Consider the following 19,305-nt stretch of genomic DNA (forward strand, 5'->3'; position numbering starts at 1 on the left):
CTGTTTTAAGATGAGGTTTCATTTGAGGTCCCCCAAAGACGATGGGGTTGATAGGCCAGACCTGGACGCACCGCAAGGTGTGAAGGCTACTGGTACTAATAGACCAAAACAAACACACACACCTTTCTTTCAAGGGTGTGTCAACAACAAACACAACAAGACAATCACACTGTCGTGTTCGCGTCCACTACACAGTATCTGACACAACACCAGCAACCAGACGTTGCCCTGTGTGTTTGTCGGTGGCCTATAGCAGCAGGGAAACGCCCGGACCCATTCCGAACCCGGAAGCTAAGCCTGCTAACGCTGATGGTACTGCAACCGGGAGGTTGTGGGAGAGTAAGAAACCGCCGACACCAAACAACAACAAACAACTCAATACAACGACAAGGACCGTTGAAGCACGATTGCTTCAACGGTCTCTTTTTTGTTTTTCACACGCGGCAGGTCTGCACTTCCAGGTCTGAACAAATAACTTTGTAGTGACCGAGTCATTAGGCCCCGCCTCGGCAATTGGGCCTAATCATGTTCACCTGAAAGCGCTGATAAACAAGGCTCATACCCACCCGGGTAGCTGCCTAGTTCCTAACTACTGCGAAAGGGCCACGGAAGTATGATCTACCCCACCAATGCTCGGGCGTCTCGTCCTCATACAGAATTGTAAACTGGGCACCGAGCTTTCTGGCTAAGTAGCCAACCCGGTCCGGGATTAGGGTACGGAGAAGATGTTTGAATTCCTTTTGTTTCTCGTTCCTTCAGTGCTTTATATCATTTTTCAGCGCAAGAGAATTGGGGTTTCTCAAGCTCGGGCAAATGTGGGTTGGCGATTGGGAAATTGGCAAACAGTAGTACTAAGCATCATCCTTTTCCCCGTGTTGCTTGGAATAGGATACGCCGGTATCCGTGTGGTGTCGTCGGCTAGTCTGGCCATACCGGGGGTGGTTCTGTCTCAAGGGGTAAGCCTTGCTGTCATTTTCAGGGCTATAGGCGAGGAAGTGTTTTTCCGAGGATTTGTTGGCGGCTTACTTCTTCGATCCTGGGGGTTCTGGGGTGGTAACACGCTCCAAGCGGGAGTTTTTCTTCTGCCTCATTTGATGTTGTTGAGCTTCGATGCGCAGTTGTGGCCCATACTTCCGGTTCAGTTTCTCTGCGGGTGGATCCTGGGAGTGGTGCGATACCGCTCGGGAAGCGTCATTGAATGCGCGATATTGCACGCTGCTATTAACCTTGCAATTGGACTGCTTGCGGGATAAGCGAAGGATTGTGCGCGGGCGCTCAGGGCGGTTAGTGGCTGTCAATTCGCACCAAAGATTGGGGCGTGGGCTTATTCGTCATGTAGCAGGCGTTGTACGGCCTGGCGGACACCCTTCTGTATCCAGTTAGATTCCCAAGACAGACTTCGCAATGAAGAAGTAGACGATCAAGCCCGTTGCATCACAGAAGGTGGAGATGAATGGGTTAGAGAAGACCGCAGGGTCCGCGCCAACAGTTTTAGCCACAATGGGCATGAGTCCGCCTACCGTCGCGGACATCGAACAAATGAGAAACAGGGTGGAGCCGATGACGAGGCCGATATCTAGGCCATAGATGACCGTCGCCAAGACAAGCCCGGCCAGCCCCAGCACAGCGCCCAGCAACATTCCGACGCGCAATTCCCGCCACATGACTGCCAAGAGGTCGCGTGTGCGGACGTCGCCAAGCGCGAGCGCTCGTGTGACGGTCGTTGCTGCCTGATTTCCCGTGTTTCCACCCGTGCCTGTTAGCAACGGGATAAATAGTGACAGCACCACCGCTTTAGCCAGTGTGTCTTCGAAAGAATCGAGCACCCGCACGGTCAACAGAGCCGATACGGCGAGAACGAGCAGCCAGAGAATACGGGAGCGGACGAGCTTGAGAAGGGGCGTCGACAAGTACGGCTGCTGGAGCGCTTCCGTACCACCGGAACGAGCCGAGTCCTCGCTGTCCGCTTCCTCCATAATGTCGGTGGCATCGTCCCAGGTAAGAAGGCCAACGAGGCGGTGCGAATCATCCACAATCGGCAGCGCCAGCATGTCGAGGGGCAAGAACCAGCGGACGGTCTCTTCGGCGTCGGCAGTCGCGTATGCATACACCGGCTCGTTCATGATGTCCTCAATGAGAATGCCGCGTTCAGCCGTGAAGAGCTCGCGCAGGCTGACGACGCCCACCAGACGCCGGTCCTTACGCGTCACAGGAACGGTATAGATGGTTTCTAGTTCATCGGCGTTGTCGCGGAGGGTGCGCAGGGCATCTTCCATGCTCATTTCCGGGTGGATATTGGGCACCTCCGGCGACATACGGCGGCCGACGGATCCCTTCGTGTACCCGAGAATCACTCCGGTCACATCGCGCTGAGTCTGAGTCAGCGAACGGAGGAGGCGATCCGCAATTTCCGCAGGAAGCTCGTCCAACAGCGCCACGCGGTCTTCGGGATCCAGCTCGTCGAAGAATTCGTAGACATCGGCGTTGCCCAACTCGTCAATGATGTCCGCTTGGTGTTTGGCATCAAGCGCATCGAAGACCGCGATAGATTTTTGACGCGGCAGCAGCCTTAACGCCAATGCGGCGCGGAGAGCATTCTGGCGCTCCACAATCGCGATGAGCTCTTGACGTGGAACGCGAGCTAAGAGCTCTTGGAGCCGAGGAGCCTTTTGGGGGTCGATGGCGTCTTCTTGCTTGAGCCACTCCTCAACAATTTCGGCGGCCTGCTCAATCGTTTCTGCCATCGGCCTTTCGCCCTTCTACTCGACGTCAACCTCCTCAGACTACGCCATGGAGCGCTGCGTAGCCTTTTCACGTATGTACTATTGCGGCATGCTTTCCCTCTACCGTGAATTCTCGGACAATGACGTCGTCAGCTCTATCCTGCGCTGCGAGGAGGCAGAGTTTCTCTTCGATGTGGCAGATGTGCCGAAGAAGTGGGTGAGCGATGATCCCTACGCTGAGGACAAGACGCATATTCAGCTCATGAACATGCCTGGAGTCGCCCTAAAGATTTTGCCTGAGGACGAGCTGATTACTGGTGACGTCGGCGTGCGCTATCCGCAGCTCTTCCAGACAGCCGCAGGAAAGACGCTGTGGGATCCGCGCGAAGTTGCAGAGCTTGAGCCTTTCACGGTGATTCATGCTCGGGGTAGCCACCACTTCCACGAGAGGAGCAAAGCACACTATGTCGATATCTGGGAGATCCTCCCAGACGTGGATGACACAGACATGGAGCAACTCCTCGCTCGGATTGCCGTTCCGGTAGAGCTTGATTCCAAGTTCGGTCCGTTGGTGCTCGATCGCAGTACGAACACGTTCGACGGTAGGGCAGAAGAGCTCGGAGTTGATTTCAGCATCTGGTACGAAGGGGAGGAGCTTCTCCTCGCGGAGAGCGCGAACCTGAGGCGAAAATTCAAGGCACCCCTCACCGTTATCAATAAGGTCCTCAGTGCTGAGATCATCGATGAGGCCCGGCGCTTTGCCGCCAAAAAAGCTCTTCGAGCTGCGAACCGCTGGCGCCATGACGTCGCCCTGTCCGAGGGCGCAAACGTCCCGGCACCTGAGCTCACGGCCGGCGACGTATACGCCAAACTCACGCCCGTTGCCGTTGAAGTCCCCCAACGCGGACACCTCAGCGTGGAATTCGATGATGGCTATCTTTTTGGTGGGCACGCCGTGACGGTGAAGACTAAACGCAGCGGTGCACCCGCAGCCCTTGAGCTCGACGCTTAGTGCTGTTCGCGCATCCGCGTGATGACATTGTGCGCGGAAATGAGGCACATCGGTACACCAACACCCGGTACCGTCGTACCGCCCGCGTAGTACAGGTTCTTGAGTTTTCGCGAGGCATTGCGCCCGCGGAAGAAGGCGGATTGCCGCAACGTATGCGCGGGTCCCACCGCGCCACCAGCCCAGGAGTTGTAGCGCCGCGCAAAATCAGAGGGGCCGACCGTCCGGCGCACCACGATGCGCTCAGCAAAGTCGGGAATGCCAAGCCACGTGCCGAGTTGGTGAATCGCGGCATCGGCAATTGCGCCAACGCGGGGCGATTCTTCTTCGCCATAGGCGTTACCCGCGCCGAAGTTTTCCTCCGCCGGCACGGGGACCAGCACAAAGAGATTCTCGCAGCCCTCCGGCGCCACGGCAGGATCCGTCGCGGAGGTCTTCGACACGTAGATGGACTCGGACGCCCCCAGCGGGCGCGAAGCCTCCGGAGCGTGATACACCGCCCGGAAATCGGGCTCCCAGTCCTTGCTGAAAAGAAGGGTGTGGTGGGCCAGCTCCGGCAGCGCGCCCCGCACGCCGAGGAAGACCAACACCGTGCCGAGGCCCGGGTCGCGTCGCGCGAAATAGCTCTCGGGATATGTCCGCGCTGACTGAGGCAGCAGAGCAGTCTCAGTATGGCGCAGGTCCGCCGCGGACACGACGGCCTCGGCGGAGATGACGCGGCCGTCGTCCAGCTGCACGCCAGTCGCACGACCTTCTGCGCACTCAATCGCCGTCACCGCCGTATCCATGAGGAAGGTGGCGCCTTGTGCCTGGCGCGCAATCGCCGCGACCACCGCGGCGAAACCACCTTGCGGGTAGCGCACGCCTTCGACCAAATCGGTGTGGCTCATCAAGGAGTACAGCGCCGGTGCAGCTGTTGGCTCCGTGGACAAAAACACCGCCGGGTAGGTCAGCACCTGGCGCAGGCGGTAGTCCTGAAACTGTGCTGCCACCAGCCGGTCCAAGGACCGAGTGAGAAGTAGCGCCAGCGTACCCAGCCGCGTGAGCACGTCCCGGGTTAAAAGCTGCGTGGGGTGGGAAAACGTGGTGTACAAAAAGCTGCTTAGCGCCACAGCATAGATATCAGAGGAGCGCGCTAAGTAGGCGCGCACGCGCTCGCCTGAGCCTGGCTCGATGGAGTCAAAAAGCCGAACAACATTGTCCACGCCGCTGTGAATGTCGAGGAAGGCGCCGTCGTCGTTGTAGACGCGATACGCGGGGGAGAGGTCGACAAGCTCCAGTTCGTGCTCGGTGCTCGTCCCGCAGGCCTTGAAAAATTCATCGAATGCTTCGGGCATCAGGTACCAGGACGGGCCAGTATCGAAGCGGAAACCGTCGACCTCCAGTTCGCCCGCGCGCCCGCCGACGCTGTGCTGCTTCTCGACGACCACCACCTCCCAGCCCTCACGCAGCAACAGGGCCGCGCTGGCCAGGCCAGCGATGCCCGCACCGATGACGACAACCCGCTTGCTCATAGCTACTTCACCGCCGCTGTCGCTGCCCGGCTCACCAAGAAAGCCTTGCGCGCTGGCGAGACGGAGACCCGTGTCGTGAGAATATCGGCGGCTGGGGTGGCCGCGAGCTGGTCGGTGAGCTCGGTAAACAGGGCCGTCGCGACTGCCACGCCCACCCGCGAACCGCGCGGCAACTTCTTCATCGCGCCGCGCGCTACAGCCAGGTCGCGCCGAATATCAGCGATGATCGCCGTTTTCCGCTCCTCATCCAAGTTGGCCGGGTCCGGCAAGTCCGGGAAATAGGAGCGGCCTAGCTCTGCGGAATCCTCGCGCAGGTCGCGCAAGAAGTTGATCTTCTGAAAGGCTGCGCCCAGGCGCCGCGCGCCCTCCTCGATGCCGGACGGGCGGGGCCCGCCGGTGTAGAAGGCGTCCAGGCACAAGAGCCCAATGACCTCCGCGGAGCCGCACACGTAATCCTCGAAGGAGTCATGGGTGTGCGTGCGGTGCGTTAAATCGCAACGCATGGAGGAAAAGAACTGTGCAACGTGCTCGTCGCTGAACCCGCAGCGCCGCGCGGAAAGCGCAAAGGCATGCACGACCGGATCAGCGTGAAAACGCTGGGACGGGGCGGCGCGGACGGTGGCCTCGTAGGCGTCGAGAAGCACGGCGGCGTCCTGGGGATCGAGCCCGGCGTCGACGATTTCATCGGCGGTGCGCACCATGGCGTATAAATTGCGGATGTCCACCCGGACCCTGGGGGAGAGAAGCCGCGTGGCCAGGGAAAAACTGGTGGAGTAGTGGCGCATGATTTGAGCCGCGGCGGCTTCGGCACAGCGGTCGTAGTGTTCCAGAGCGGAAAGAGATGCGCGCATGGAGCATATTTTAGACCACACGCGTCACATAACTTACCCAGGGCAAGATAGGGTAGGGACGTTACTTTCCCCATCTATAAGGAGAACACGTCCATGACAACCCCAACGATGACTGCTGCGGCTCGTGCCGTCGACCTGTTCAAACAATACGGTCAGGGAGATACCGCAGTTACCGCGTTGGACCACGTCGACGTTGAGTTCGCGCGCAATACCTTTACCGCCATCATGGGCCCTTCGGGATCCGGCAAGTCCACGCTCATGCACACCATGGCGGGGCTCGATTCGGCGACGTCCGGCTCGGCCTTCATCGGTGACACCGACATGTCGCAGCTCAGCGACAAGGATATTACCGCCCTGCGCCGCGACCGCTTGGGCTTCATCTTCCAGTCCTTCAACCTGGTGCCCACGCTGACCGCGGCAGAGAACATCACGCTGCCCACCGATATCGCTGGCAACAAGGTAGATAAGGAATGGTTCGATGAGGTCACTTCCCGTCTGGGCCTGTCCAACCGCTTGAACCACCGCCCATCAGAGCTCTCCGGTGGCCAGCAGCAGCGCGTGGCTTGCGCGCGCGCTCTGGTTTCGCGCCCGGAAATCATCTTTGGCGATGAACCGACCGGCAACCTGGACTCCAACTCTTCCGCCGAGGTGCTCGATATTTTGCGCACCGCAGTGGATCAGGACGGCCAGACCGTCGTCATCGTGACGCACGATGCTAAGGCCGCATCCTACGCAGACCGCGTGGTCTTCCTTGCCGATGGCCGGCTGGTCAACGAGCTGAACAACCCGACCATGGAGTCCATCCACGCCGTGATGGCAGAAATCGAGGGCTAGAGCATGGCCACAAAGAACACCATGCGCACGGTGTCCGTGCGCAATATTCTCGCGCACAAGCTGCGCCTTGCCCTGACCCTACTGGCGGTGGTGCTCGGCACCGCGTTCATCTCGGGTTCCTTCATGTTCACCAATTCGCTTTCGAGCACCTTCGACTCCGCGGTATCTACCGCGTTTACTGGCGTGGATGCGGCCGTGAGCCAGAAGGAGGGCGGCCCCAACCTCGATCAGAAGATGCGCGATGACATCGCCGCCGACCCCGATGTGCGCGCGGTGAACATGCAAAGCAGCCAGACGGTCGTGGTGGCAAACAAGGACGCCGAGGCCTTTCAAACTGGTGGGGGGACCTCCAGCGTGCAGCCCTACTACCCGGAGGAGCAATCCGTCGGTGAGCCCGCCACGCTTGTCGAAGGCTCCGCGCCTCACGGGACCGGCGAGGTTCTCATCAATGACTCGGCTGCGGAAAAATTCGATATCACGATCGGCGACAGCCTTCTCGTAGTCCACCCGGACCAGCGTGATGAGGTTAAGGTCGTGGGCGTCGTCAAGCCTGTGGTGGACCAAGGCCCCAGCCTGACACTGCTCATGGACCACGAGGCCTTCGTCGAGCGCTATGGTAATTCTGCCCAGTTGAAGGTCGCTGCCGCCGAGGGAGTGAGTGCCGATAAACTCGTGGAGCACCTCAACGAGACCTTCGAGGTCAAGGCGGAATCTGGCCAGAAACTGGCCGATGAGATTTCGGATCAGATTTCCTCTGCCCTGAAATTCGTCAACTACTTCCTTATCGCTTTCGGCCTCATCGCGCTGTTGGTGGGCACGTTTATCATTGCGAATACCTTCTCGATGATCGTGGCTCAGCGCACCAAGGAGTTCGCACTCCTGCGTGCACTCGGCGCCTCCCGTGGGCAGATTACGCGCTCGGTGGTGACGGAGGCCTTCATCGTGGGCCTTGTGGGTTCTGCCGTGGGCGTAATCGCCGGCATGGGCCTGGTGGCACTCATCAAGGCAGTTTTTGAAGCCAAAGACATGCCCATGGGCGGTGGTTTGGGCCTGAGCGTTAGCGCAGTCGTCGTGCCGTTGCTTTTGGGTGCTGTGGTCACCATCATTTCCGCGTGGGCACCGGCGCGCCGGGCAGGCGCGGTCAAACCCGTGGAAGCCATGCGCACCACCGAGTCTGCGGCTGGTTCTTCGTTGCTCGTGCGCAGCGTGCTGGGCGGGCTGCTGCTGGTTGTAGGCATCATCTTCGCGCTTGTTGGAGTGTTTGTTGATGCCTCCACAGGCATCCGCGCCTCCCTCGTGGGCCTCGGTGCGCTCAACCTAATCCTTGGTTTCTTCCTTGCCGGCCCGGCCATCTCCCTGCCTATCGTTCCGGGGATCGGCCGCGTGGTTGGCGCGCCCTTTGGTGCGGTGGGCAAGCTGGCGTCGACGAATTCGGCGCGTAACCCGCGCCGAACCGCGGCTACCGCGTTCGCTCTCATGCTGGGCGTGGCGCTGGTGACCTCGATCGGCATGTTGGGTGCGACGATGAAAGCCTCGGTTGCCGACACCGTCGAGCAGGACGCCCGCGCGGACTTCTTGCTGTCCGGCCCGACGTCTGGAAACTTCCCGACGCCGAACGAGACTGTGCAGCGCGCCAGCGATACTGAGGGCGTCGGACAGGTCGTGTCGATGAGCACAGCACCCCTGCAGGTGGATGGTCAGGCTTCGATGAATTATGGCCCAGAGATGATGCTCAGCCAGGTCATCGATGGCAACGCCGATGACGTCCTTAACTTCACCCTGGTGGAAGGATCGTTGAAGACAGGCGAGGAGCCGGGCTTCATCGCCGAAGCCGACCTGGCTGCAGAGCAGGGCTGGGAGGTCGGCCAGAGTTATGAGCTGGCGGGCCCGGATCCGTCTCGTACCACGCAGGTGAAGCTCCTCGGCACGTATGAGCCCTTCCAGATGCTCCCGCGCTTAGCTGTCTCCGCCTCTGCGGCAACAGAGGTCCTCGACCCGGCTAGCCTCAACGTCATGTTGGTCTACGTGAACGCGGAGGAAGGCTATGACAAGGAAAAGCTGCGCGCGAACCTGGAGGAGTCCGTCAAGGACCTCGTCGTGGTGCAGGTGCGCACCGGCGAGGAATTCGCAGGCGAGGCCGCCGGCATGATTGACCAGATGCTCACAATTCTCTACGCGCTGCTGGCGTTGGCTGTGGTCATCGCGATCCTGGGCATTGTCAATACCCTCACCCTCGGCGTGATTGAACGGCGCCAAGAGATCGGTATGCTGCGCGCGGTGGGTACTCAACGCCGCCAGATTCGCACAATGATCACGGTGGAATCGGTACAGATCGCCCTCTTCGGCGCCCTCATGGGCATTCTCATGGGGCTGGGAATGGGATGGTCCTTCATCTCCGTGCTCTCTGACGAAGGTCTTGACTCCACGACGGTGCCGTGGCTGATGCTCGTCATCATGTTTGTCGGTTCCGGAATCGTCGGTGTGCTGGCAGCCCTGTGGCCGGCACAGCGCGCGGCGAAGACCCCGCCGTTGGACGCAATCGCCGACTAGCGCAGCCCACAAGGGCGTGGGGCGGGTCAGGCTAGCAGCGAGCCGACCCACGCCCCGCGCCAGGCCACGATGATTCCTAGGCCGATGGTCCAGAAGAGATAACGCGCCAAGCGCCACCAGCGCTTGGCCTTTATCATTTCACCAAGCTCCTTGGCCATCGTGGACCACGTGGATAGCCCGCCGGCGAGTCCGGCCGCCAGCAGGGGAAGGAAATATTCGGGGGCGTGGGCATGCGTGGCATAGCCGTAGGCCACACCGGCCACCGCCGCGCCGACGAGGTTGGCGGCAAAGGTACACGTGGGGGAGGGCAGCACACGGGTGAGCAAGTAGCGCCCGCAGCCGCCAACAAAGCCGCCGGCGAGGACGGCCAGGATGGAGAGAATCATGCGTGCCCCCGATCCTGCAGGCGGTCACCCATGAGGTATGCCGCGGTGCAGCCAATGATCGTCGCCAGGACGTACGCTCCCGCCCGCGCCGGGCTAAAGCCCGAGGTGAGGTAGGCAAAGGCGGCAAAGCTGGTGAAGCCGCCCAGAAATCCTGTGCCCCAGAACGCCGGTGGTTTGGCATAGCCCATGACAGTGCTGCCTACAACATTGATGAGCAGCAGCGGCAGCGCGCCACCCCCGAGAAGTGAAGTAAGGCCGAAGCGAGTCAGCGCCCCGAGCGCGGTCCCGCAGCCCACAAGAAGGATTTGTGGCATAGGCACCATCCTAATTGGGATGCGAAACCAGCGTGAAGCAGGCAAGCTTAGGGTGTATCCACGTCTCCAAGGAGGAACCCACCATGGCACACGAGCGCGCCGGCCAACCAGCCCAGCCTTCCGATCTCATCGATATCGCAGAACTAGTCACCGCGTATTACACCCGCACCCCCGACGCCGATAACCCTGACCAGCAGGTTTCCTTCGGCACCTCCGGGCACCGCGGCTCCGCCTTGGACACCGCCTTCAACGAGGCCCACATCCTGGCCATCACCCAGGCCATCGTGGACTACCGCGCCGAGCAGGGCACCACGGGCGCCATCTTCATCGGCCGTGATACCCACGCCCTGTCCGAACCCGCCATGGTCTCTGCCCTCGAGGTCCTCCTAGCCAATGAACTGGAGGTCCGTGTGGATGACCGCGGCCGCTACACCCCGACCCCGGCCGTCTCCCACGCCATCCTGACCAACCCGGGCACCGATGGCATCGTGATCACTCCCTCCCACAACCCGCCGCGCGATGGTGGCTTCAAGTACAACCCGCCGACGGGCGGCCCAGCGGACACGGATGCCACCGACTGGATTGCAGCCAAGGCCAACGACTATCTGCGCGCCGGCCTCGACGGAGTCAAGCGTGTGGCGGTAGACGGCGTGCTCGATGAGCGCTGCGTGAAGCACAACTACCTCGATTCCTACGTGGCTGATCTAGCCAATGTTGTGGACATGGCGGCCATTAAAAAAGCCGGTGTGCGCATCGGCGCGGATCCAATGGGCGGCGCCTCGGTGGACTACTGGGCGGCCATCGCCGAGCACTATGGGCTCAACATGACGGTGGTGAACCCAGAGGTAGACGGCACCTTCCGCTTCATGACGCTGGATACTGATGGCAAGATTCGTATGGACTGCTCCTCCCCGGACGCCATGGCTTCGCTGGTGGAGAACCGCTCCAAGTACGACCTGGCCACGGGCAACGACGCGGATTCCGATCGCCACGGCATCGTCACCCCGGATGCGGGTCTGATGAACCCGAACCACTACCTAGCGGTGGCCATCGAGTACCTGTTTAGCCACCGCCCCCAGTGGGGTGAGGCCGGGGTGGGCAAGACCTTGGTCTCATCCTCGATGATCGATCGCGTCGTGGCCAGCTTGGGCCGTGAGCTCGTAGAGGTGCCGGTGGGCTTCAAGTGGTTTGTGCCGGGGCTTGTCGACGGCTCCCTGGGCTTCGGCGGTGAAGAATCCGCCGGCGCTTCCTTCCTGCGTTTTGACGGGAGCGTGTGGTCCACCGACAAGGATGGCATCATCATGGATCTCTTGGCTGCCGAGATCCTGGCGGTCACGGGCAAGACCCCGTCCCAGCGCTACGCTGAGCTGGCCGAAGAATACGGTGCGCCGGCCTATGCTCGGACCGACGCCCCAGCTACCCGCGAGCAGAAGGCCATCCTGAAGAAGCTGTCGCCGGAGCAGGTGACGGCGACTGAGCTGGCCGGAGAAGAGATCGTGGCCAAACTCACCGAGGCCCCCGGCAACGGCGCAGCGATTGGCGGCCTGAAGGTGGCGACGGAGAACGCGTGGTTCGCTGCCCGCCCTTCCGGCACGGAGGACAAGTACAAGATCTATGCCGAGAGCTTCCGTGGCGAAGAACACCTTAAGCAGGTGCAGGAAGAGGCGCAGGCGTTGGTGTCGCAGGTTCTCGAAGGCTAGGTCTGAAGGCCAGGGTTGAAGTCTGGGTCCGAAGCCAGGTCCGAGACTAGGCTAATGAATTATGACATCCGCAAAATCCATGTCGGCCGCCGATCTGATGAGCGCGCTGGTGCGTTTTGGAATGGCTGCCGTGTGGATTATCGCCGGCATTCAGAAGCTGGACGCCAGGATGGAAATGACCCAGGCCATCGAGGCCTACGGTATCTTCACCCCGGAATGGTCCGGATACTTGGCCTACCTCATCGGCCCCTTGGAACTCATGGGTGGGGTGCTGTTGCTGCTGGGGTTGTTCTTGAGGGAGGCGTCGGCAGTCGCGGCGGTGGTCTTAGTCCTCTTCATGGTGGGAATCTCCCAGGCATGGGCGCGTGGGCTGGTGATCGATTGCGGTTGTTTCGGCTATGACCCCGCCGACGTGAGCCAAGGCATGAACTACGCGCTGACGCTGCTACGTGATGCAACCTTCTTGGTCCTCACCCTTTGGACAATCTGGCGCCCGTATCGCCGTTACGCTCTCCACCCTTAACTTGTTAGGCTGTGCTCGTGATCAAAGACAAAATCAGCGCCGCCCTTGTGCTTGATGTAATTAGTGCATTCGCGCGCTTTTATATGGCCTATGTGTGGATCAAAGCGGGAGTGTCGAAGCTGTCGGATCAGCTCGCAGTGTCCCAAAGCATCAAGGCCTATGAGATCTTTACACCAGAGTGGTCTCAGTATTTGTCCTACCTGATTGGCCCGCTGGAAGTGTGCGGCGGCCTGTTGTTGCTGTTGGGGCTGTTCTTGCGCCAATCGGCATGGGTGGGACAGATTGTCCTCGTTCTATTCATGATTGGCATTGCGCAAGCGTGGATGCGAGGTCTCGGGATTGACTGCGGTTGTTTCTCCGTTAGCCCCGATGAAGACGCGCAGGTGATGAACTACATGATGACACTGCTGCGTGATGTCTTCTATTCTGTGTTAATGGTGTGGACAATCAAGCGTCCCTTCACCAAGTTTGCATTGCACCCTTAACAGCGATGTGTAGGATTTCGATTCGTTCCATTTACGTCATACAAGACAAGGTTTCTCAATGAGTACAGTTAAAGACCCCACCGCCAATAACAACAGCGGATTCCTGTGGGGCATCGGTGTTCTGCTGGTGATTATTGCCGTCGTACTCGGCTTTATCTTCTACCAAAACCGTGGTGCCAGCGTTGAGGGCTTGGAAGGCTACACCAAGCAGGACGTCAATATGGAGATGTCCTTTGCTGATAACGCCGTGACCCTCAAGGCTGCCGACGTCAAGGATGCGCCGGAGGTCGAGCTGTACGAGGACTACTCTTGCCCTCACTGCTCTGATCTGGCCAAGCAGACCGATGATCAGATGAAGGAAAAGATTGAACAGGGCAAGCTCATCGTTAAGGTGCGCACCCTCAACTTCCTGGATGGCAGCCCGAATGGCATCGAGAGCATCAAGTCCAACGAGGGACACTCCTCCAAGGCCGCGGCTGCGATGGAGCAGGTCGCCAAGTCCGGTGACGTACAGCTCTACTGGAACCTGCGTAAGTACCTCATGGATGAGCAGTCCAAGGTGTACAACAAGTGGGAGATGAAGGACTTCGCGCAGGCCGCTAAGTCCTTGGGTGCGGATAAGGACACCGTCAAGGCCATCGAGGATGCACCGGTGGGCAAGGGCAACGCCCTAGTAACCGCGAACTACGAGAAGCTGGAAGCCGACACCGGCAGCGTGTCCTCGCCGCGCATCATCAAGGACGGCAAGGACATTCCGGAGGATGACAAGACCTCCATCATGGAGTGGGTCGACCTCGTCGCCGCTAAGTAGGGGCGTGCAAATACCGCACCTAAACTCGCGATTTGGTGAGTGAAAACGGAGGCGATATATTGATACGAGTTGCAATCACAAAGGTTGCACCTCGTATGAGGGGCTATGGCGCAGTTGGTAGCGCACCACACTGGCAGTGTGGGGGTCACGGGTTCGAATCCCGTTAGCTCCACTTCATAATTCAATACAGCTCTGGGGCTATGGCGCAGTTGGTAGCGCACCACACTGGCAGTGTGGGGGTCACGGGTTCGAATCCCGTTAGCTCCACTTTCGGCCGTCTCCTTGAATGGGGGCGGCCTTTTTCTATGCTGGGGCCATGGATGTATTCACCAAGACCGTGTCCCGTCCTGATCAAGCTGGTGCCGAGGCTGCTGGGTTGAGATGGCTGGCGCAGGCGCTTGCCGCCGTCGTCGTGGACGTCACCGAAGTCACCTCTACTTCTCTTAGCACGCGGCGGGTGGAGCAGGCGCGGCCGAGCGCTCCTGCTGCCCGCGCCTTTGGCGCTGCGCTGCGCACGGTCCATGAAGCGGGAGCGCCCGCCTTTGGCGCGCCGCCGGCGGGCTGGGAGGGTGCGAACTTCATTGGGCGCGTGGAGCAGCCCTGCGAACCATGCGAATCCTGGGGCGAGTTCTACGCTGAGCAGCGAGTGCTGCCTTTCGTGGATGGACTGCCTCAGGGATTGCAGGGGATTGTCCGACAAGCATGCGAGGCGATAAAAGCTGCTGACTGGGACGTGAAACCGGCTCGCATTCACGGTGACCTGTGGGCAGGCAACGTACTGTTTACTGCCGATTCGGCCGTGATGATTGACCCAGCCGCACACGGCGGTCACCCGTGGACGGACCTCGCCATGCTTGAGCTGTTTGGCGCGCCGTTCTACGAGGAAATCCTCCGCGGGTACGGGGCGCCCAAGGAATACGAGAAGTGGGTGCCCATGCATCAGCTGCACCCGCTGGCGGTGCATTCCTTAACACATGGGCCCGCGTATTACGGCCCGCTCGAACAGGCGTCGGAGGCCACGCTCGACGCGTTGCGTTAGCGCGATTCCACTGCTTAAGAGCGCCCTGCAACCGGCAGAAGACTATTGCGGCCCAGGCGGCATGGTGCGCTTGTGGGCACCGCGGCGCCACAGGGTCTCGATGCGCGATTGGGCGGCAGCAGGCACGTCCTTGCCCTCGAGGTAGTCGTCGATGTGGGAGTAGGTGACGCCGAGCGCTTCTTCGTCAGAGAGTAGGGGGCGGTCATCCTCTAGATCTGCGGTGGGAACCTTCTTCCACGTGGAATCTGGTGCGCCGAGATGCTTCAGAAGCTGAGCACCCTGGCGCTTGTTAAGCCCGGCGAGGGGCAGGACGTCGGCAGCGCCGTCGCCCCACTTGGTAAAGAAGGCGGTGACGTTTTCGGCGGCGTGGTCTGTACCGATGACCAGCGCGCCGACTTCGCCGGCCAGCGCGTACTGCGCGGCCATGCGCAGGCGGGCCTTGAGGTTGCCTCGATTGAAGTCCCCCAGGGAGTCCTGGTGTAGGGCGTTGGCCACGGCGCCGTCGAGAGCCGAGGTGGCCTCGGCGATGTTGACGGTCAGGCAGTGGTCGGGCTCGATAAAGTCGAGGGCGATCTGTGCGTCATCCTCGTCGGCCTGTACACCGTGGGGAAGGCGCACGGCCCAGAAGTCCGCGCCGTCGACGCGGGCCACCGCCAGCTGTGCCAAGCGCCCTGCCAGGGTGGAGTCCTGGCCGCCAGAGATGCCTAGGACAAAGCCCTTCGCGCCGGTTGTGCGTAGGTAGTCCACCAAAAAGGCGACGCGGCGCTCAACCTCTTCTGCTGGATCGATACTGGGTTTTACGCCGAGGGCCCCGATGATGTCGTGCTGGAGGTCTATGGATTCATGTGACATGACGCCAATGGTAGCCGCCTGCGACAATAGGAACCCGTGAACAAAGATACGTACGTCATGATGGTCGCAGGCGTCGCCGCCCTGGGTGGCCTGCTCTTTGGATATGACACCGGAGTGATGTCCGGCGCCCTCCTCTTCGTTGGGCCGGAATTTGGCATGTCCGCCCACGAGGAGGGGCTGGTGACCTCGATGCTTTTGGTTGGCGCGGCAGCCGGCGCGCTGGTCGCTGGGCGTGTGGCGAGCATGATCGGGCGGCGTCGCACCCTCATCGCCGGTGGGCTCATCTTCGTGGCTGGTTCCGTGTGGTGCGCGCTTTCAAGCTCGGCCGCTGAACTCGCTGCCGCCCGCACATTCCTCGGCGTGGCAGTGGGCGCGGTGTCGATCGTCTCCCCGATGTATATCTCCGAAATCACCCCGGCGGCTGTGCGGGGCCGGATGGTCTCCCTCAATACGCTCATGATCGTCGTGGGGCAGCTGCTGGCGTATGGCGTGAACTCGCTGTTGGCTGCAAGCGGCAGCTGGCATTGGATGCTGGGGCTGGCCGCGGTCCCGGGCGCGGCGCTGGCGCTCGGCATGGTCTTCCTGCCCGATACCCCGGCATGGCTCGCGGCACAAGGGCGACCGCGTGAAGCTGCCGCGGTCAGCGCTCGGGTCGGTGCGCAGGGAGCGGAGCTGGAAACTGGCGCGCGGCCGAGTACGGGTGAATGGAACGCTGTGCGACGCCACCGCTGGATGCGCTGGGCCATCGCACTCGCCATGCTCATGGGCTTGACCCAGCAGATTACGGGCGTGAACGCCATCGTGTACTTTGCGCCCGCGATGATGAACCAGGTGGGTATCTCCACCACTAACTCGGTATATACGTCGATGGTGATCGGTGCGGTGTCCGTCGTGGCGTGCCTCGTGGGCATGCGCGTGATTGACCGGCTGGGACGCCGCCGGCTGCTGTTGGCGGGCCTAGGCGGAAACGTGGTCTCGCTCGTGGTCCTCGCGGTGGCCTATCACTTCGCCCATGACTCCATTCCGCTGGCCATGCTGTCGTTGGCGTGCATGGCGGCATTCATTGCCTTCCAACAGGCGGCGGTCTCCCCGGCCACGTGGTTGCTCATGTCAGAAATCGTGCCGCCTGAGGTTCGAGGGGTGGGCATGGGAATCGCCGGGCTGGCGCTGTGGGTGAGTAACTGGGCGGTGGCGCAGTTCTTCTTGCCGGTGGTGGAGTGGCTCGGAGGTTCGCTGGCCTTTGGAATCTTCGCGGTCTTAGGCCTCGTTGCGGTGGGATATACCCGCGCACTCGTTCCGGAAACGGCGGGGGAGCGCCTCGAGGATGTTGCCGAGCAGCTGCGCTCCCGCTACTCCGAAAGCTGAGTGTTTTGGTAATGATGCGCGTGTGGGGTAACATTTTTCCTCGTGTCATTGCTGGGTGTCTTCCCAGCTATGCTTTGAACTAATCAATCGCATCAAGATTGCGCATAACGAAAGGAGCGCCCGATGAAGGTTCGCAAGTCGCTTCGGTCGCTGAAGAAGAAGCCGGGCGCCCAGGTTATTCGCCGCCACGGTAAGGTCTTCGTGATCAACAAGAAGGATCCGCGCTTCAAGGCTCGCCAGGGCTAAGAAACGAGTTTCCTCGTCTCCGCCCTCCCCGCTTTGTGGGGAGGGCGGATTTTTTATGCCCACGTGCCTGGACAGATGCGATTTAATGAATATAATTATCGGGCGGACTTCAGCAGGGGTCCGAAAGATAGTTGAAAGAAAGAAGAATAATGAAGAAGCGTCTCGCGGCGGCGGTGTGTGCTGCTGCAGTTGGGTTCACTGTCCCGGTAGCTCATGCTGCGGACTTTGAGTTTGAAAGCTTGGCGGATCCCTCGCTGGGAATCAATGATCCCTCGTGCGAGCCGAGCGGCGAGGTGCGTGAGCCGGTGGTGCTTCTTCACGGCACGTCGGACAATTCCTCGACGTGGAACGAACTGATCCCGGTCCTGCAGGAGGAGGGGATGTGCGTGTGGGCCTTTGACTACGGCGCGGACGACGTGACGCTGCAGAATGCGAATCCTCGGGCCAAGGCGATTGCGGACTTGGATGAGTCTGCGCGCGAAATTGCAGGGCAGATTGATTACGTGCGCGAGGTGACCGGAAGCGACAAGGTTAATCTGGTGGGCCACTCGCAGGGCGGGCTGCACATCAAGACCTACACGCAGATGTACGGTTCGGCTGAGCACGTTTCCCACGCTGTGGCCATTGGTGGCAACCTCCATGGCACAACCCTCAACGGGATGGGCGAGGTTCTGGCCAAGATGATTGCGGCGATGCCACACTTTGCTCGGTTCTTGGCAAGCTCTGCAGGCATCCAGCAAGTTGTCGGTTCCGAGTTCATGGAGAACCTCAACGCGCTGCCTGATACGGCGCCGGGGCCGCTCTATACCTCGATCTATTCGCCTGCCGACGTCACGGTGACCCCGAACTCTTCCTCCATGCTTACATCTGTCGACGGCGCCGACGTGGTCAATATCGATCTAGGGGAGCTGTGCGGAGCGGAGCCGCTGCATCCGGACCTGCCGCGGGATCCCATGACGATGAGCCAGGTGCTCTTTGGTCTGACCCGCGAGGCGGGGCAAGGGGCTGAGTCTGGAACCTGTGTCGAGCCAATGCTTGATTAGATTTCATTGGCAATAAAGGGGCCGGTATCGAGGGCGTGGCCTAGAGCCGTGCCCTTTTGTGGACTTTGTCACAAACTAAGTGAATCTTCGGTAAACGTGCAGGGAATATCAACGGTGTAGTTACCGCCGTGGGGACGGGCGGAGTGATGGGGTGTCAACATGTGGGGTCGGGCCAAGTTACATCCTGGGAATACCAGGCATGTAACTACTACATGTAGTGCTAGTTGCGGGGTGCGGGCACAAAGTATAGTGTCGTTGATGTTGCTTGAGCGGCGGTCCGATATCGCTGTTCAGAGCCTGTAGGCAGAGCCGTTGAACGCTCTGCCAGTATCGAATTCAACAGTCACTCCGCGTGTAGCGCCGAAGGAAGCCAAAGGAACGTCACATGAGCATCACTGTCTACACTAAGCCCGCTTGCGTCCAGTGCAACGCCACCAAGAAGGCTCTCGACCGTGCTGGTCTCGAGTACGAGTTGGTGGATATCTCCCTCGATGATGATGCCCGCGACTATGTCATGGCCCTCGGATACGTCCAAGCGCCGGTCGTGGAAGCGCACGGCGAGCACTGGTCCGGCTTCCGCCCGGATCGCATCAAGGCCCTCACTGCGATGGTGGCGAGCGCCTAGGTTAACGCCATGTTGGTCGTGTATTTCTCTTCCGCTACGGAAAACACCCACCGCTTCGTCGAGAAGCTCGGCCTTCCCAGCGCCCGCATCCCGCTGCGTCTTAATGACGAGCCCCTCACCGTGAATGAACCTTATGTCTTGGTCTGCCCGACATACGGGGGAGGGGCGTCGATAAGCGGGCAGAACACGCGGCCTGTACCCAAACAAGTCATTCGTTTCCTGAATGATGAACACAACCGCAGCTTCATTCGCGCCGTTGTAGCCGGAGGGAACAGCAACTTCGGCAGTGACTTTGGCAAGGCGGGTGACGTCATCGCCGCCAAGTGTAAGGTTCCTTATGTGTATCGCTTCGAGCTTATCGGAACCGAGGAAGATGTCACAATTTGCCGTGAAGGCCTCCTGGCCAACGCGGCCGCTTTAGGTTTAGCTGCCTAA

20 protein-coding genes, 2 tRNA genes and 2 rRNA genes are annotated in these 19,305 nt (G+C 60.5%); 18 read left to right on the forward strand and 6 right to left on the reverse strand.

The window, feature by feature from the left end; all coding sequences use genetic code 11:
* From M5J06_RS05705 to M5J06_RS05715, 3 genes are all read left to right on the forward strand, one after another.
* Window positions 1-120, forward strand: a 23S ribosomal RNA gene (locus M5J06_RS05705); the annotation flags it as partial.
* Between the two features lie 118 nt (window positions 121-238).
* A 5S ribosomal RNA gene (gene rrf / locus M5J06_RS05710) occupies window positions 239-356 on the forward strand.
* Window positions 357-725: 369 nt separating this feature from the next.
* Window positions 726-1,253, forward strand: a complete 528-nt coding sequence (locus M5J06_RS05715) for a CPBP family intramembrane glutamic endopeptidase (RefSeq protein WP_070625026.1) — start codon at window positions 726-728, stop codon at window positions 1,251-1,253.
* 126 nt (window positions 1,254-1,379) lie between these two features.
* Here M5J06_RS05715 and mgtE read toward each other — a convergent pair whose 3' ends face one another.
* On the reverse strand, window positions 1,380-2,744 hold the full coding sequence (mgtE, locus tag M5J06_RS05720; protein ID WP_070522478.1) for a magnesium transporter: 1,365 nt from the start codon (window positions 2,742-2,744) through the stop codon (window positions 1,380-1,382).
* A gap of 88 nt (window positions 2,745-2,832) precedes the next feature.
* Between mgtE and M5J06_RS05725 the strand changes: the two genes are divergently transcribed.
* Entirely contained in the window at window positions 2,833-3,735 is a 903-nt protein-coding gene (locus M5J06_RS05725; RefSeq protein ID WP_250224179.1) for a DUF2262 domain-containing protein, read from the forward strand.
* Here M5J06_RS05725 and crtI read toward each other — a convergent pair.
* Complete coding sequence (gene crtI / locus M5J06_RS05730) at window positions 3,732-5,246, reverse strand: phytoene desaturase family protein (RefSeq protein ID WP_250224180.1); 1,515 nt, start codon at window positions 5,244-5,246, stop codon at window positions 3,732-3,734. The genes M5J06_RS05725 and crtI overlap by 4 nt on opposite strands.
* Before the next feature lie 2 nt (window positions 5,247-5,248).
* The gene (locus M5J06_RS05735; protein WP_250224181.1) at window positions 5,249-6,097 is read right to left on the reverse strand and encodes a phytoene/squalene synthase family protein; all 849 of its coding nucleotides are present in this window, start codon (window positions 6,095-6,097) and stop codon (window positions 5,249-5,251) included.
* Between the two features lie 93 nt (window positions 6,098-6,190).
* Between M5J06_RS05735 and M5J06_RS05740 the strand changes: the two genes are divergently transcribed.
* The gene (locus M5J06_RS05740) at window positions 6,191-6,931 is read left to right on the forward strand and encodes an ABC transporter ATP-binding protein (protein WP_070530082.1); all 741 of its coding nucleotides are present in this window, start codon (window positions 6,191-6,193) and stop codon (window positions 6,929-6,931) included.
* Window positions 6,932-6,934: 3 nt separating this feature from the next.
* Window positions 6,935-9,481, forward strand: a complete 2,547-nt coding sequence (locus tag M5J06_RS05745) for an ABC transporter permease (RefSeq protein ID WP_250224182.1) — start codon at window positions 6,935-6,937, stop codon at window positions 9,479-9,481.
* Between the two features lie 26 nt (window positions 9,482-9,507).
* Here the strand turns inward: M5J06_RS05745 and M5J06_RS05750 are convergent, their stop codons facing one another.
* On the reverse strand, window positions 9,508-9,867 hold the full coding sequence (locus M5J06_RS05750; protein ID WP_070522464.1) for a fluoride efflux transporter FluC: 360 nt from the start codon (window positions 9,865-9,867) through the stop codon (window positions 9,508-9,510).
* The gene (locus tag M5J06_RS05755) at window positions 9,864-10,181 is read right to left on the reverse strand and encodes a fluoride efflux transporter family protein (RefSeq protein WP_250224183.1); all 318 of its coding nucleotides are present in this window, start codon (window positions 10,179-10,181) and stop codon (window positions 9,864-9,866) included. The genes M5J06_RS05750 and M5J06_RS05755 overlap by 4 nt, the downstream gene beginning before the upstream one ends.
* Window positions 10,182-10,264: 83 nt before the next feature.
* Here M5J06_RS05755 and pgm point away from each other — a divergent pair, with 83 nt between their 5' ends.
* The 7 genes from pgm to M5J06_RS05790 all read left to right on the forward strand — a co-directional run bounded on the left by pgm (window position 10,265) and on the right by M5J06_RS05790 (window position 14,739).
* Entirely contained in the window at window positions 10,265-11,881 is a 1,617-nt protein-coding gene (gene pgm, locus M5J06_RS05760) for a phosphoglucomutase (alpha-D-glucose-1,6-bisphosphate-dependent) (protein ID WP_250224184.1), read from the forward strand.
* 61 nt (window positions 11,882-11,942) lie between these two features.
* Entirely contained in the window at window positions 11,943-12,404 is a 462-nt protein-coding gene (locus M5J06_RS05765; protein WP_070522452.1) for a MauE/DoxX family redox-associated membrane protein, read from the forward strand.
* A 17-nt stretch (window positions 12,405-12,421) separates the two neighbouring features.
* A complete protein-coding gene (locus tag M5J06_RS05770) occupies window positions 12,422-12,889 on the forward strand; it encodes a MauE/DoxX family redox-associated membrane protein (RefSeq protein ID WP_250224185.1) in 468 nt (155 codons plus the stop codon).
* A 58-nt stretch (window positions 12,890-12,947) separates the two neighbouring features.
* Entirely contained in the window at window positions 12,948-13,700 is a 753-nt protein-coding gene (locus M5J06_RS05775) for a DsbA family protein (RefSeq protein ID WP_070563121.1), read from the forward strand.
* A gap of 99 nt (window positions 13,701-13,799) precedes the next feature.
* Window positions 13,800-13,872: transfer RNA gene (locus M5J06_RS05780), tRNA-Ala, on the forward strand.
* 22 nt (window positions 13,873-13,894) lie between these two features.
* Window positions 13,895-13,967 (forward strand) — tRNA-Ala (locus M5J06_RS05785).
* A 49-nt stretch (window positions 13,968-14,016) separates the two neighbouring features.
* A complete protein-coding gene (locus M5J06_RS05790) occupies window positions 14,017-14,739 on the forward strand; it encodes a fructosamine kinase family protein (RefSeq protein ID WP_154737249.1) in 723 nt (240 codons plus the stop codon).
* Window positions 14,740-14,781: 42 nt separating this feature from the next.
* Here M5J06_RS05790 and nadE read toward each other — a convergent pair whose 3' ends face one another.
* Window positions 14,782-15,591: an NAD(+) synthase gene (nadE, locus tag M5J06_RS05795; RefSeq protein ID WP_256485581.1), complete on the reverse strand. Its 810-nt coding sequence runs from the start codon at window positions 15,589-15,591 to the stop codon at window positions 14,782-14,784.
* Window positions 15,592-15,627: 36 nt separating this feature from the next.
* Here nadE and M5J06_RS05800 point away from each other — a divergent pair, with 36 nt between their 5' ends.
* From M5J06_RS05800 to nrdI, 5 genes are all read left to right on the forward strand, one after another.
* Complete coding sequence (locus tag M5J06_RS05800; protein ID WP_193629685.1) at window positions 15,628-16,956, forward strand: sugar porter family MFS transporter; 1,329 nt, start codon at window positions 15,628-15,630, stop codon at window positions 16,954-16,956.
* 123 nt (window positions 16,957-17,079) lie between these two features.
* Window positions 17,080-17,202 carry a type B 50S ribosomal protein L36 gene (gene ykgO, locus M5J06_RS05805; protein WP_003847162.1) on the forward strand — a complete coding sequence of 41 codons (123 nt, stop codon included), beginning with the start codon at window positions 17,080-17,082 and terminating at the stop codon, window positions 17,200-17,202.
* Window positions 17,203-17,351: 149 nt separating this feature from the next.
* Complete coding sequence (locus M5J06_RS05810) at window positions 17,352-18,245, forward strand: esterase/lipase family protein (RefSeq protein ID WP_250224186.1); 894 nt, start codon at window positions 17,352-17,354, stop codon at window positions 18,243-18,245.
* Window positions 18,246-18,630: 385 nt separating this feature from the next.
* Complete coding sequence (nrdH, locus tag M5J06_RS05815) at window positions 18,631-18,870, forward strand: glutaredoxin-like protein NrdH (protein WP_070522434.1); 240 nt, start codon at window positions 18,631-18,633, stop codon at window positions 18,868-18,870.
* Window positions 18,871-18,879: 9 nt separating this feature from the next.
* Window positions 18,880-19,305: a class Ib ribonucleoside-diphosphate reductase assembly flavoprotein NrdI gene (gene nrdI / locus M5J06_RS05820; protein WP_250224187.1), complete on the forward strand. Its 426-nt coding sequence runs from the start codon at window positions 18,880-18,882 to the stop codon at window positions 19,303-19,305.

This window comes from Corynebacterium intestinale, assembly GCF_023574125.1.
Classification (GTDB): domain Bacteria; phylum Actinomycetota; class Actinomycetes; order Mycobacteriales; family Mycobacteriaceae; genus Corynebacterium; species Corynebacterium hesseae.